We start from the raw sequence: 14,499 nt of genomic DNA on the forward strand, positions 1-14,499 counted from the left end.
AATGAAGAATTTCTTGAAGTGTATTCATATCGTACCATTCTTCATTTAAATATCGTGAAGTTCACGCTCCCGTATACCCTTCTCTCCACAAAGTGCGGATGTTCCTCGAAACTGTTTTTCTTCCCGTGTTCCAAGACGAAGAGTCCGTCTTCTTTCAGCAAGTTGTTCTCGAAGATGAGATCGGGCAAGGTTTCCAGCCCGGCAAGCTCGTAGGGAGGGTCAGCAAAGATAAAGTCGAACTGCTCGCGTCCGCTTTTGAGGTATTTGAATACGTCACCGCGTATGGGTAGGCACTTGTCCGTCTTTAATTCCTGCATAATTTTGCAGATGAAGGCATAGTGGTCGCGGTCTTTTTCCACGCTGATTACTTGGTCGCAGCCTCTGGACACAAGCTCGATGCTGATGCTGCCCGTACCGGCAAATAGGTCGAGGGCACGGATGCCGTCCTCAAAGTCCATGTAGTTGGAGAGCACATTGAACAGATTCTCTTTGGCAAAGTCTGTGGTGGGGCGTGCCTTGAAGGAGTGGGGCACGTCGAAACGTCTTCTTTTGTATATTCCGCTGATTACTCGCATAGGGTTATGGCTTGCAGGTCAAGATTAGTGGCGGGATTCATGATGAATACCTGCCGGATGAATTTTCGCAGTTCGGGCAGTAGCAGTTCTTTGTCGTTCAGGTCACCGGTCAGGTGCAGCTCATCGCGCTCCTGCTCGAAGCCGAGTTGTTTCCATGTATATAATAGGTAGTAGACACGGTCGGGTGTGCTTCTGCATTCAAAGGAATTGGCAAGAAGGAGGCGTCCGCGCTCGTAGCCGTATACGTCTACGGCATCTTTTCGCAAGTGTGCATACATCTTCCGGTTGTTGCCCAAGCGGCTCTTTGAGGAGAAGAACTCAATGAAGGGGCTGGCTTGGGAATAGAACTTGACATCGGGATACTGTTCGCGAAGGAAGGAGCAGGCACTCTTATCCATGCCGAACAGTACGACAGTGCTGTTCTTATGCAGTATGTTGTATTGTACGGTTTCGTTTTCCCGTTTAGGATGGTTGTGATAGAAAATGATTTCCGTTTGTTCGTCCTCGAAGAACTCCAGGGGAATGAACGTGAAGCGTTTGTCTGCCATGAGCACATTGACACGGCGGAAGGGGCGTTCCAGCCATGCCAGTTCGCGGAAGGTCTGTTTCAGATTGGCAGTGAGGGAGAAGGACTCGTCCACTGCACGGTCGTAGTAAGAGAACTCGCCGTCGCCCAAAGGGTTGAACACAGAAAAAGAAAATCCATCCGTACTGAGACGGATGGATAATGTATACTGTTCCGATTTATTAAAATCAGTCGTTTCTATCATACGTTTGTCGGGGTGAGATTATTCCCAGTTACCGGCGTTGTTGTTAGCTGTTTCCAAGCTACCAATCATCAGACCGCAGTACTTGCCAAGTTTGGTTTGTACGTCCTTGATGTTGGCAATTTCTTGTGCATCCAGACCGTTCAAATAAACTTCGTACGGAGTCTTCACTTCGAGCAGACAGAAAGGAGCACCGGATTTAGCTGTATCGTTCTTGATGGCCATTTCGAACTGTGCACCGTTTCCGAAGGGAACATATCTCATAGAATCGGGGTTGAAGCCTTTCGGGAAGATAGTATCCAATACGGCTACCCACATAGTGTCACGCTTGAAGTTTTCCAATCCCCATTTCTTGACGTCAGCATAGTTACCTGTCTTCTTTGCCTTATTGATGATGTTGATGGCTTTCTTTTCAGTCAGACCGTCTTCCAGCTGCTTATCGTTCAGTTCTCCTTGCTTGAAGATGAACGGAAGTTTCTGGTTTTTAACAAAGTCAATCAGAGAGTCGAAGCTTGCAGTATATTGCTGGTCATGTAAAGTACGATATTCCAATTGTGCTTTACGGATGTCAATCAGACGTGCAATGACGGCTGCGTCTCTGTGCTTCTTTGCTTTTTCAAAGTTGATAGGACCCATAATGCTGGTGTAACAAATATAAATTAGCACCAAAGCACATAAGCCTAAAATGACATTAAATACTGTTTTCATGATAAATATGTTTTTTAGTTGTTATATTCGCACCGCAAAAATAAAAGAAATTAATTTAAAAACGATAGTTCCCTTTACTTTTTTCTGTTACAAAAATGATAAATAACTATTTAGAAAGGCAAATTAAGGAAAATTTTCCTTACCAACCAACTCCTGAGCAAGAAATTGCTGTAAAATCTTTATCGGAGTTCCTTCTGTCACCCCGTAGCGAGGTGGTTTTTATGCTTCGTGGTTATGCGGGGACGGGTAAAACATCGTTGGTCGGTGCCTTGGTGCGGACGTTGGATAAGTTGCAACAAAAGTCGGTATTGCTGGCACCGACCGGACGGGCGGCAAAAGTTTTCTCGGCGTATGCGGGGCATCCGGCGTTTACAATTCATAAAAAAATTTATAGACAGCAATCTTTCTCCAATGAGCTGAGCAATTTTTCTGTGAACGATAATTTGACAACTCACACTTTATATATAGTGGATGAGGCCTCAATGATTTCCAATGAGGGACTGTCCGGTTCCATGTTCGGCACGGGCAGGTTGCTGGACGACCTGGTGCAGTTTGTCTATTCCGGCCAGGGATGCCGCCTGCTGCTGATGGGCGATACGGCACAGCTGCCGCCGGTGGGGGAGGAGCAGAGCCCTGCCCTCTTTGCCGATGCCTTGAAAGGCTACGGGCTGGAAGTGGTGGAGGTGGACTTGACGCAGGTGGTGCGCCAGGAGCAGCAGTCGGGCATTTTGTGGAATGCCACCCGCCTGAGGCAGTTGATAGCGGAAGACGATTGCTACAGCCTGCCAAAGATAAAGGTTTCGGGGTTTGCCGACATTAAAGTTCTGCCCGGAAATGAGCTGATAGAAACGCTGAGCTCTTGCTACGACCATGACGGGCTGGATGAAACTATCGTGGTGTGCCGCTCCAACAAGAGGGCGAACATCTACAACAAAGGCATCCGTGCGCAGATTCTCTGGCGTGAGGATGAATTAAACACCGGTGATTTGTTGATGGTGGCGAAAAATAACTACTTCTGGACGGAAAAGGAGAAGGAGATGGATTTCATTGCCAACGGTGAGACTGCCGTGGTGCGCCGCGTGCGCCGTACGCGAGAGCTGTATGGCTTCCGCTTTGCAGACGTGACGCTGGTCTTTCCCGACTATAACGACTTTGAACTGGAAGTGAACATGCTGCTCGATACGCTGCATACCGACTCGCCTGCGCTGCCCAAGGCAGAAAACGACCGGCTTTTCTACTCCGTCCTCGAAGATTATGCCGACATCACCGTGAAGCGCGAGCGGATGAAGAAGATGAAGGCAGACCCGTACTACAACGCCTTGCAAGTGAAGTATGCCTATGCCGTGACTTGCCACAAGGCGCAGGGCGGGCAATGGAAGAATGTCTTTCTGGACCAGGGGTATATGACGGATGAATACCTGACACCCGATTATTTCCGTTGGCTCTACACCGCCTTTACCCGTGTCACGGGAACGCTCTACTTGGTGAACTATCCGGAAGAACAAATAGTTTGAAAAAGAGAGGGGTACCGATGCAGTATTCCGGCATTTTTTGTATTTTTGTAGATAGAACAACTATAACTGAACAAGTATGAAGAAGCTATACTCTCTCTTTGCCTTGATAGCACTGCTGTTTACCGCTTCCGGTTGCGAGGACGATTACCGAAGCATGGTACTTTTCGAAGGTGTGGAGCCTATCTACCAGATTGGGACATGTGACAATCTGGTGTCCAATCTTTCTTATTATCTTTCTGAAACAAACGAAGATACAGTGCTGGGCATTGACGGCGGCGACGGTTCCTATAATGTGATTAACGAGCACGAGTCGGTGGCTTCCGTGACTTTTACCGATGATGTCAACGGGTATCAGCGTATCAAGATTCATCCGCTGGCAGAGGGGGAGACGATTGTGAAGGTGATGGATGGTTCCGGTGAGGAAACACAACTGCGCATCACGGTGAAAGGTCGTAGGCAATATACGTTGACGAAAATGGGCTTCGAGTATGGTATCAGTAGTGGTGCACCGACGGAACTGCTGGGTGATGTTTCTAAGGCACTTGCCGAGCGTCCTTGGGTGAAGGATGGCGGGTATTATGTGTTGGTGCCCGAAGATTTCTCCAATAGTATGTGGAAAGGTGTATTGGAAATCTATCCGACGGGAAAAGAGGAGGAACCGCTAATGGGGATATACGAGACAGTTCCAGTGGAAGATGAGAACGGAGATACATATGCATTGTGGCAGTTTACTTATAATGGAGAGAAGAGGCTCTTTACGCGGACGGTCTCGGGAAATGGTAAATGTGTACTTGCGGAAAATGTAACTCCTTTCTGTCCTTCCAGTTTGCTGCCCGAAGGTGCACTGGTAGTTTATCGCGAAATGTTTATACTTCGGATGGAATAAGGTTTTAGTGGAAATCTTGTCAAGAGTAGATTTACGAAAGATTAACAGACGGGAGGCTTAGGCTTCCCGTTTTTGTTTCTGTTGTGCATCATCTGTCTGTTCTGTATGCATCATTCGTTTGCTTCGAATGTATTGTCTGTTTGTTCTGGACTAATCATCCGTTCCCTCCACTTCACTGTCCCAAACCTCAGGGCTTTTCACGGAAACCCCAGGGCTTTGGAGGGTAAATGCCAGCCATTTCACTTGCTAAGGTGTGGCATTTAGGATGGTAAGGTGTGGAGTTTGGGGAGCCGGCATGTGGCATTTCAAATGGAATACTGTGGAGGGTAAAAAGAAAAGGAGAAGCAATGCTCCTCCTTTCCCGGTAGTTTAATTTTTAAATATCTAAAAAATGACGTTACAAATATACAACATCGCAGAGGCGATGTCAAGTGTTTCGCCAATTATTTTCGATTATAATCCTGCCAATTCCAATACTTTGTCAATGGCAGCGTTCAGTCCATCAACATTCTTACCGCCGGCAGTTGCAAAGTGGGGCTGGCCACCGCCACCGCCTTGGATAAGTTTGGCGGCTTCTTTCACCAGGTTACCGGCTTTCAGTCCACCTGCCACAAGGTTGTCGCTCAGCATGACGGTCAGCATCGGCTTGCCTTCGGCTTCTGTTCCGGCCACGAAGAACAAGTTTTCCGTAATCTGGCCACGCAGCTGGAAGGCGATGTTCTTCACTGTTTCTGCCGGCAGGGGAGCACAGAACTTGATGACTTTAACGCCATTGACTTCCTGTACGTTCTTCAGCAGTCTTTCTTTCAGCTGTGCTTCTTTCTCTTTCATGAAGTCCTCTACCTGCTTCTTCAGTCCGGCGTTTTCGTCAATATACTTACGGATGGTTCCGGCAAGGTCGGGTGCGTTGTTGAAGAGCGCCTTCAAGTCGTGCAGCGTGTCCTCGATGGTGTTCATCAGTTCCTCCACGCGTGCACCCGTGTAGGCTTCGATACGGCGCACACCGGCAGCCACGGAGCTTTCGGAGATAATCTTCACCATACCGATGTTTCCGGTTGCAGCCACGTGCGTACCACCACAGAATTCTACGGAAGAACCGAACTGGATAACGCGTACATGGTCGCCGTACTTCTCGCCGAACAGAGCGATGGCGCCCAGTTCTTTGGCTTCTTCGATAGGAATGTTGCGGTATTCCTTCAAAGGTATGTTGGCGCGAATCTTTGCATTAACGATGTGTTCCACCTTGCGGATTTCCTCGTCCGTCACCTTCTGGAAGTGTGAGAAGTCGAAACGCAGGGAGTCCGGTGTAACCAAAGAGCCCTTCTGCTCTACATGCTCGCCCAATACTTCGCGCAGCGCAGCATCCAGCAAGTGGGTAGCAGAGTGGTTGGCGGCACAAGCGGTACGCTTGTCGGTATCCACGCATGCCATCATCGGAGCTTCCATGTGTTCGGGCAGCTTCTTGGTGATGTGGATAGGCAGGTTGTTCTCCTTCTTGGTGTCTACCACTTCGATGGTTTCAAACTCGTTCACCAATACACCGGTGTCACCTACCTGACCGCCGCTTTCGGCATAGAACGGAGTCTTGTCCAGTACAATCTGATACAAGGTTTGGTTCTTCTGCTTCACTTGGCGGTAGCGCAGAATGGATGTTTCGTATTCCGTATAGTCATATCCTACGAATTCGGTAGTACCCTCCTTTAGCGTAATCCAGTCACCGGTCTCTATGGCGGCGGCATTGCGGGCGCGCTGTTTCTGCTGCTGCATTTCGGCGTCAAACTCCTTGATGTCGGCAGTCATGCCGTTTTCGCGGAGAATCAGTTCCGTCAAGTCGAGCGGGAAACCGAAGGTATCATATAAGGTAAAGGCATCCTTTCCGCTGATTTCGTTCTTGCCGGCGGCTTTGGCGTCTGCCATGGTCTTTTCCAGCAGGCGGATACCCGTCTCCAGGGTGCGGAGGAAGGAGTCTTCTTCTTCCTTGATAACTTTGGCAATCAGTTCCTTCTGTGCATCCAGTTCGGGATAAGCGGCGCCCATGTTCTCGATGAGTACGGGGAGGAGCTTGTACATGAATGCCTGCTTCTGTCCGAGGAACGTGTAACCGTAGCGCACGGCACGGCGGAGGATACGACGGATGACGTAACCTGCCTTGGCATTGCTCGGAAGCTGTCCGTCGGTGATGGAGAAGGCGATGGTGCGGATGTGGTCGGCAATTACACGCATGGCGATGTCCGACTTCTCATCTTCGCCATACTTCTTGCCTGCCATGTCTCCGATGGCTTTCAGTATCGGTTGGAATACGTCGGTGTCGTAGTTGGAGGTCTTTCCTTGCAGTGTGCGCACCAGTCGCTCGAAGCCCATGCCGGTGTCGATAACCTTGGCGGGAAGTCCTTCCAGGCTACCGTCCGCCTTGCGGTTGAACTGCATGAACACGAGGTTCCAGATTTCAATCACCTGCGGGTGGTCTTTGTTCACCAGCTGGCTGCCGGGTACTTTGGCCTTCTCTTCTTCCGAACGGGAGTCCACATGGATTTCCGAACACGGACCGCACGGTCCCGTATCACCCATTTCCCAGAAGTTATCGTGTTTGTTGCCATTCAGAATGTGGTCTTTCGGCAAGAACTGCTCCCAGTAAGAAGCGGCTTCGTTGTCGCGTTCCAGTCCTTCTTCGGCGCTACCTTCGAATACGGTGGCGTAGAGGTCTTTAGGGTCGAGTTTCAATACATCCACCAGATACTCCCATGCCCAGGAGATGGCTTCCTTCTTGAAGTAGTCGCCAAACGACCAGTTGCCCAGCATCTCGAACATGGTGTGGTGGTAGGTATCGTGACCCACTTCCTCCAGGTCGTTGTGCTTTCCGCTTACGCGAAGGCATTTCTGCGAGTCAGCAACTCTTTTGTATTTCGCCGGGTGGTTGCCCAAAATGATATCTTTAAACTGGTTCATTCCCGCATTGGTGAACATCAACGTGGGGTCATCCTTAATCACCATCGGGGCCGAAGGCACTATCTGGTGACCTTTACTTTCGAAGAAACTCTTGAAAGAGTCTCTGATTTCGTTTGCAGTCAACATACTCTCTATTGATTTATCTGATTCTAATTTGATTTACCTTCTCTTGTCGTTTTTTGCCCGTTTCTTACTACTAACTACTTGCTACTTAGTCTTAATATTCTTGAAAAAACTGTGCAAAGATAGCTTGTTTTTATTACTTTTGTCGCATTGACAAGCGAAATATTTCCTAAGATGCGCAAAGTTTACTACATTTATAATCCCCAGACGCAGACGTACGACCGTATTTATCCTACCGTGAGGCAGCGGGCGCTGAGCATTCTCCGCCGTTTGTTCATCGGTATGGGGCTGGGTGCAGGCAGTTTCATCGTATTGCTGCTTATCTTCGGCTCTCCGTCGGAGAAGGAGTTGCGAAAGGAGAACAGCAAACTGCAGGCGCAGTACAACGTCCTCTCCCGCCGGCTGGACGAGGCTATGGGAGTGCTGCAAGACATACAGCAGCGTGATGACAATCTGTACCGGGTGATTTTCATGGCCGACCCTATTCCTTCTGCCATCCGTCAGGCTGGATACGGCGGTACCAACCGCTATGAGCATCTGATGGATATGGCTAACTCCGACTTGGTTATCAATACCACGCAGAAAATGGATATGATTAGCAAGCAACTCTATATCCAGTCCCGCTCCTTTGACGATGTGGTGGAGATGTGCAAGAATCATGATGAAATGCTGCGCTGCATTCCTGCCATACAGCCGGTTTCCAATAAAGACCTCCGTAAGACCGCTTCGGGTTACGGTACGCGTATCGACCCCATTTATGGTACCAGCAAGTTCCATGAGGGTATGGACTTTTCGGCTCCCCAGGGCACGGATGTCTATGCCACGGGAGATGGCACCGTGGTGCAGATGGGCTGGCAATCGGGCTATGGCAACAGAATTGTGATAGACCACGGCTTCGGTTATCAGACGGTGTATGCACACTTGCGCGATTTCCGGACGAAGTTGGGCAAGAAAGTGGTACGTGGTGAGGTCATTGGCGGGGTAGGCAGTACGGGCAAGAGTACTGGTCCGCACTTGCACTACGAAGTACACGTTAAGGGAAAAGTTGTGAATCCCGTCAACTACTACTTCATGGATCTCAGTGCCGAGGATTATGACCGCATGATACAGATTGCGGCGAATCATGGTAAGGTGCTTGATTGACGGATGATTTATAGAGAAAGGATTACATCATGCTGAATACAGATAAGAATTTAAAGTTATATTACTCCATCAGCGAGGTGGCTGCCATGTTCGATGTCAACGAATCACTGCTCCGTTTCTGGGAAAAGGAGTTTCCGCAACTCAATCCGAAGAAGGGGGGGCGGGGAATACGCCAGTACCGTAAGGAGGACATTGAGACAGTGAAACTTATCTATCATCTGGTGAAGGAGCGCGGAATGACCTTGCCCGGCGCCCGCCAACGGATGAAAGACAATAAAGAAGCTACGATACGCAACTTTGAAATCGTAGATCGCCTGAGAGCTATCCGCGAAGAACTGGTAGGCATGAAACTGGCATTGGATGAGTTTACTTACGAGGATGTGGAGAGCTTGAAGGAAAATATTCAAGGACTGAAGTAGAATAAATACCACTCCGTTTATTCCTCTACTCTCGTCACTTGTTTTATATTCTGTATCTGCTTCAGGTTATTGCAGATAGTGCGCACGTCGTCCACATCGTGTACATAGAGTTGTATCTTTCCTTCGAAGATACCGTCGTTGGTTTCGATGGTCAGTTTACGGATATTCACGTTGAGCTGGCGGGAGATGACTTGAGTTACTTCGTTCAGCAATCCCATGCTGTCTATACCTTTTATATATATGGTGACGAGGAACGACAAATCCTTGTGAGTGTCCCACTCGGTGGCGATGATACGGTTTCCGTAGCTACTCTTAAGGCGGGTGGCAACGGGGCATTGGCGCTTGTGGATGACAACACGGTTTTGCTCGTCGATGTATCCCAGTACGTCGTCACCCGGAATGGGATGGCAACAGTCGGCCATAATATAGTTCTTTGAGATGGTCTCTTCCGTCAGCTTCAGAATCTGCTTAGTGTTGATTTTCTCTTGCGGTGTTTTCTCTTCCGGTTGTTCTTTGGCATCCTTGTTGTCCTTGTTACCGAAGGAGAAGGTCAGGAACTTCTTCCAGTTGCTGTTCTGCTTTTCCTTGAACACGTTCTTGTCGGCATCGCCCAGCACAACCCGTTTGTTGCCGATGGCAACGAGCAGCTCGTCGCGGGTGTGGAAGCCGTGCAGCCTGGTCAGCTTGTCCAGAGCAGCATCATCCATACGTATATCCTCGTTTTTGAAGAATTCGTTCAGTATGGTTTCACCTTCTTTCTGATAGGCTTTCGCCTCTTTGCGCAGGATGGCGGCAATCTTGGCGCGGGCGCGGGCGGTGGTGGCATACACTTCCCACTCCGGCTGTACGCGTTGCGATTTGGAGGTCAATATCTCTACCTGGTCACCGCTTTGCAGTTTGTGGCTTAGGGGAACCAGTTTGTGGTTTACCTTGGCGCCGATGCAGTGGCTGCCGATGTCGGTATGCAAGGAGAAGGCAAAGTCCAGTGCCGTAGAGTTCTGCGGCATGGTCTTGAGGTCGCCTTTCGGGGTGAAGACGAAAATTTCCGATGCAAACAAGTTCAGTTTGATGGTATCGAGAAAATCGATGGCGTCCGGTTGTGGGTCGTCCAGAATTTCCTTGATGGTACGCAACCATTTCTCCAGTTCGCCTTCATCTTCGCTGCCTCCGCCTTCTTTGTATTTCCAGTGGGCGGCAAAGCCTTGTTCGGCAACGTCATTCATGCGTTCACTGCGGATTTGTACTTCAATCCATTGCCCGTTGTTACCCATAAGGGTGACGTGCAGGGCTTGGTAGCCGTTGGCTTTGGGATGGCTCACCCAGTCGCGCAGGCGGTCAGGGTGGGGCTTGTATATCTTGGATATGGAGACGTAAATGTCGAAGCAGTCGTTTAGCTCTTCCTCTATATTGCGGGGCTCGAAGATGATGCGGACAGCAAGCAAATCATAGATTTCCTCGAAGGGGACATGCTTGGTCTGCATTTTGTTCCAGATGGAGTAGATGGACTTTACACGGGCAAGGATACGGTATTTCAGTCCCATTTTGTCCAGTTGCGCCCGTATCGGAGCGGTGAACTCATTGAATACCTTGTCGCGCTCCACGGCGGTGGCTTCCAGTTTCTCTTCTATCTCGTGGTACTCTTCCGGATGTTCGTACTTGAAGCTCAGGTTTTCCAGTTCTGTCTTGATTTTGTACAAGCCGAGGCGGTTGGCGAGCGGGGCATAAATATAGAGTGTTTCGCCTGCAATCTTGAACTGCTTGTTGGGCAGCATGGAGCCGAGTGTACGCATGTTATGCAGACGGTCGGCTATCTTGATGAGGATAACTCGGATATCGTCGGACATGGTGAGCAGCAGCTTCTTGAAGTTCTCTGCCTGCGCCGAGGCACGGTCGCCGAAGATACCGCCGGAAATCTTTGTCAGCCCGTCTACAATCTGGGCGATTTTGGGACCGAAGATGTTTTCAATATCCTCTACGGTGTAGTCGGTGTCCTCCACCACATCATGCAGCAATGCCGAGCATATGGAAGTAGACCCCAGTCCTATCTCATTACAGACAATCTTTGCCACAGCAATGGGGTGCATGATGTAGGGCTCGCCGGAACGACGCTTGATGCCCTTATGCGCCTGGTTGGCAAAGTTGAATGCTTTGGTTATTATTTCGACGCGCTTGCGGTGCTTGGTGGCCAAATAGTCGTTCAACAGTTCTTGGAATGCCTGTTCGATCATTTCCTCTTCGGCTTTTTCCTTTTCCTTCTGACTTATATTTTCTTCCATATACTGCTTTCTCCTTTCTTCACTTCACTTTTTGCAAAAATAAGCAATTTTCAACACCGGGCAAGCGTTTATGTCTTTATTTATAAATCTTCAAGCGCTTTCCTGCGGAGATTCTGGTACTGCGCAATCCATTCCAACTTTTTAACTGATTGACAGTGACGCCGTATTTCCGTGCAATGCTGCCGAGATTCTCGCCACTGCGTATCTTGTGGTAGGTGACATTCCCCGTAGCGGTACTGCCTTTGCTGCTACGTGCCGTCGAGCGTGTATTGGAAACGGCCACGACTCTGCGGTTCTTGAACAGCTCGTTACTGCGGTGGGCATAGATGGTGTCTTGCTTGTCAATGAAGGCACTGATGTAGTTGATGGGGAGGCGTAGCGTCTGTGGCTTGCTCTCTCCGGGGATGATGCTTTTCTTGAATTGGGGATTTAGGCTCTTTATCTGGTCCAGGCTGATGCCGCATAGGTCGGAAATCTGCTCGAAATGAAGGTTACGGCTTACTTGCACCGTATCGGTTGCTTCCGGAATGTCGGTTTCCATGGGGCAGATGTTGTGCTTGCAGTAGTAGGTCATTACGTAGTTGGCGGCAATGAAGGCGGGCACGTAGCCGCGTGTCTCTTTGGGCAGATAGTTGTAGATTTCCCAATAATCGGTTTTCCCTCCCGAGCGGCGGATGGCTTTGTTGATGGTGCCCGGACCGCAGTTGTAGGCGGCAATCACCAGGTTCCAGTCTTTGTAAATGTCATACATGTCCTTCAGGTAGCGTGCTGCCGCCCAGGTCGCCTTTATCGGGTCACGGCGTTCGTCTACGAGGCTGTTGCTTTCCAGTCCGTATATCTTTCCGGTGGCGAGCATAAACTGCCATAGTCCGCAGGCTCCCGCGCGGGATACGGCAGAAGGGTTGAGAGCGGATTCTATGATGGGCAGGTATTTCAGCTCGAGCGGCAGGCCGTAGGCATCCAGCGCTTCTTCGAAGATGGGCATATAGAAGTTGCAGGCGCTCAGCATGAAGGCAACCTGGTTGCGCAGACGTCCGGCATACATGTCGATGAACTTGCGCACAATCTCGTTGTATGGCATTTCCATGACGGTCGGCATGCGCGACAACCGGTCTATGTATACAGAGTCACTGAACATCGGGTTTACGGTAGAGGTGCTGCAGTCTTTTCCCAAGTCTATGTAATTCTTGGCTTTCCAGTCATTGAGCAGGCTGTCCAGCGGATAGGTCATGCTTTTGGGCAGCTCGATGGATTCCTGGCGTTCCGTGCCGTTTTCGCGGATAAGCACTTCCACGCTTTCTTGCGCATGCATGGCCGGAGCGGTGAAGAGGGCGCAAAACAGAAGCGAGGAACCGAGAATAATTCTTTTCATATATATGGCCTTGTGTGTCATTAGGTAATAATTTATGCTTTAATTTTCGTTTTTAGAATCGGAAACTGCATTGCACGCCGACGTTCTTATTAGAGGAACCAGTCATCTGGCTGTTGATTATGGCAGGTTCCACTTTCATGCTGAGGTCGGGGGTGATGTCAAAGTTGGACAGCTCTGCGTCTACGTATGCGTCGACAACAGACAGCAGGTATACACCGATAAAGGCGAAGATGCTCAAGTCGCGGTATCGTCGGAAGGTATCCTTACGCTTCCGTAGTGTCTCCGTCAGCTGGCTTTCGGTATAGTTATAGTTGGGAGGCAGCAGGTCGGTAATGGTACTGGAGTTGAAATTACCATTTACGGCATCCTTGTAGGCGGCCGAATAGTCCTTATACATCTTGCTGTTCCACGTAAGGGCATAGGCACAACCGGCAAATCCTCCATAGAAGATGGGCAGTTTCCAATACTTGCGGTTGTAAATTTGTCCACCGCCGGGAATGACGAGGGCAAGCCAGGTGGCTTTTGTGGGATTAGGTACCCACCTTTTGGGGTCGATGGCCTTTTGCAGACTGTCTGTAGGCACGGGCTGTTCCTTCAGGTCGGGGCTGGCAGTCATTTCCAGCATCTTCCGCTTGTTTTCGGCTGCAAGACTGTCGGCAACAGTGAGGCTGTCCCGGTTCACCACGGTGTTGAGTGTATCGGTCTGATGCCGCTGCGCACGCTTGGAAGCGGCACGTGGACGGTCCTGACCATACATAGCAATCCCTGCCATCTGTAAAAAACAGAGCAGCAGGGCAATGGCTAACTGATATATTCTTCCTTTTTTCCTCATTTATTTCTTCAGCGTATCAAGAATGCCGATGATACGTTCCAATTCTTCTTCGTTATTGAACGGGATACTGATTTTACCTTTTCCTTTCTCCGAGCAGGTTAGCTGCACCTTGGTACTGAAAAAGCCCGAGAGCTGTTGTTTCAGCATATTGAATTCTTCGGGCAGTTTGGCGCGCTTGGGGGCAATCTTACGACCACCGCTCTTCACGCTTTCGCCTTCACTCAGTGACTTTACGATTTCTTCCACTTTGCGTACGGAATACCCGTGCTCCAGGATTTCTTCGAAAATCTTCACTTGCAGTTTGGGATCGCCAAGCGTTACCAAAGCGCGGGCATGTCCCATGTCTATCTGCTTGTTCTGCAGTCCCATCTGGACGGGGGCGGGCAGTTTGAGCAGGCGCAGGTAGTTGGCAATGGTGGTACGCTTCTTACCAACGCGTTCGCTGAGGCGTTCCTGCGTCAGTCCGTATTGTTCCAACAGATGCTGGTAAGCGAGGGCTATTTCTACGGAGTTCAAGTCTTCGCGCTGTATGTTTTCGATGAGCGCCATTTCCATGACGTTCTCGTCATCTGCAGTGCGGATATAGGCAGGGATGCTTGTCAGTCCGGCAAGCTGCGAAGCACGGAAACGACGCTCGCCGGCGATAATCTGGTATTCGTCGTCGCTAAGCTTGCGCAGGGTGATGGGCTGTATGATGCCGATTTCGGAGATGGAATCGGCTAACTCCTGCAACGCAACCGGGTCGAATTCATGACGGGGCTGGTTGGGATTGACCGTAATCTTCGACAGCTCTATCTCATTGATAGAGGAGGAGCCTTCGGTCTTTACTTCATCCATGGAGAAGAGGGCGTCTAGCCCGCGTCCTAATGCATTTCTTTGTGCCATCTGTTTATTTACTATTTGACGATTTACAATTTAACCATACGGGATGATTTGTT

At 49.7% G+C, this 14,499-nt stretch carries 12 protein-coding genes; 4 read left to right on the plus strand and 8 right to left on the minus strand.

The genetic code is table 11. The features are described 5' to 3' along the window. Positions 1–41: 41 nt before the first annotated feature. Genes rsmD through DW039_RS02695 form a run of 3 tightly spaced genes read right to left on the minus strand, consistent with a single transcriptional unit; the run spans position 42 to position 2,050 of the window. Entirely contained in the window at positions 42–575 is a 534-nt protein-coding gene (rsmD, locus tag DW039_RS02685) for a 16S rRNA (guanine(966)-N(2))-methyltransferase RsmD (protein WP_005824070.1), read from the minus strand. Beyond that, positions 566–1,345, minus strand: coding sequence for a DUF3822 family protein (locus tag DW039_RS02690; RefSeq protein WP_119958075.1), 780 nt, complete (start codon positions 1,343–1,345; stop codon positions 566–568). The genes rsmD and DW039_RS02690 overlap by 10 nt, the downstream gene beginning before the upstream one ends. 18 nt (positions 1,346–1,363) lie before the next feature. After that, positions 1,364–2,050: a hypothetical protein gene (locus DW039_RS02695; RefSeq protein WP_005824067.1), complete on the minus strand. Its 687-nt coding sequence runs from the start codon at positions 2,048–2,050 to the stop codon at positions 1,364–1,366. Between the two features lie 95 nt (positions 2,051–2,145). Between DW039_RS02695 and DW039_RS02700 the strand changes: the two genes are divergently transcribed. Together DW039_RS02700 and DW039_RS02705 are read left to right on the plus strand one after the other, a co-directional pair. Next, positions 2,146–3,564: an ATP-dependent RecD-like DNA helicase gene (locus tag DW039_RS02700; protein WP_119958076.1), complete on the plus strand. Its 1,419-nt coding sequence runs from the start codon at positions 2,146–2,148 to the stop codon at positions 3,562–3,564. 76 nt (positions 3,565–3,640) lie between these two features. Further along, on the plus strand, positions 3,641–4,450 hold the full coding sequence (locus tag DW039_RS02705; protein WP_005824063.1) for a hypothetical protein: 810 nt from the start codon (positions 3,641–3,643) through the stop codon (positions 4,448–4,450). Between the two features lie 453 nt (positions 4,451–4,903). Here DW039_RS02705 and alaS read toward each other — a convergent pair whose 3' ends face one another. Further along, positions 4,904–7,522, minus strand: a complete 2,619-nt coding sequence (gene alaS / locus DW039_RS02710) for an alanine--tRNA ligase (RefSeq protein ID WP_119958077.1) — start codon at positions 7,520–7,522, stop codon at positions 4,904–4,906. A 171-nt stretch (positions 7,523–7,693) separates the two neighbouring features. Between alaS and DW039_RS02715 the strand changes: the two genes are divergently transcribed. Beyond that, a complete protein-coding gene (locus DW039_RS02715) occupies positions 7,694–8,662 on the plus strand; it encodes a M23 family metallopeptidase (protein ID WP_005824061.1) in 969 nt (322 codons plus the stop codon). A 29-nt stretch (positions 8,663–8,691) separates the two neighbouring features. After that, positions 8,692–9,081, plus strand: a complete 390-nt coding sequence (locus DW039_RS02720; protein ID WP_005824060.1) for a MerR family transcriptional regulator — start codon at positions 8,692–8,694, stop codon at positions 9,079–9,081. Positions 9,082–9,098: 17 nt separating this feature from the next. Here the strand turns inward: DW039_RS02720 and DW039_RS02725 are convergent, their stop codons facing one another. From DW039_RS02725 to DW039_RS02740, 4 genes are all read right to left on the minus strand, one after another. Beyond that, the gene (locus DW039_RS02725; RefSeq protein ID WP_005824059.1) at positions 9,099–11,357 is read right to left on the minus strand and encodes a bifunctional (p)ppGpp synthetase/guanosine-3',5'-bis(diphosphate) 3'-pyrophosphohydrolase; all 2,259 of its coding nucleotides are present in this window, start codon (positions 11,355–11,357) and stop codon (positions 9,099–9,101) included. Between the two features lie 76 nt (positions 11,358–11,433). Then, positions 11,434–12,729, minus strand: a complete 1,296-nt coding sequence (locus DW039_RS02730) for a lytic transglycosylase domain-containing protein (RefSeq protein ID WP_200998832.1) — start codon at positions 12,727–12,729, stop codon at positions 11,434–11,436. A gap of 52 nt (positions 12,730–12,781) precedes the next feature. After that, entirely contained in the window at positions 12,782–13,561 is a 780-nt protein-coding gene (locus tag DW039_RS02735) for a DUF5683 domain-containing protein (protein WP_005824056.1), read from the minus strand. After that, on the minus strand, positions 13,562–14,446 hold the full coding sequence (locus DW039_RS02740) for a ParB/RepB/Spo0J family partition protein (RefSeq protein ID WP_005824054.1): 885 nt from the start codon (positions 14,444–14,446) through the stop codon (positions 13,562–13,564). Between the last annotated feature and the right edge of the window lie 53 nt (positions 14,447–14,499).

Source organism: Bacteroides sp. AF39-16AC, assembly GCF_003602735.1.
Lineage (GTDB): Bacteria > Bacteroidota > Bacteroidia > Bacteroidales > Bacteroidaceae > Bacteroides > Bacteroides uniformis.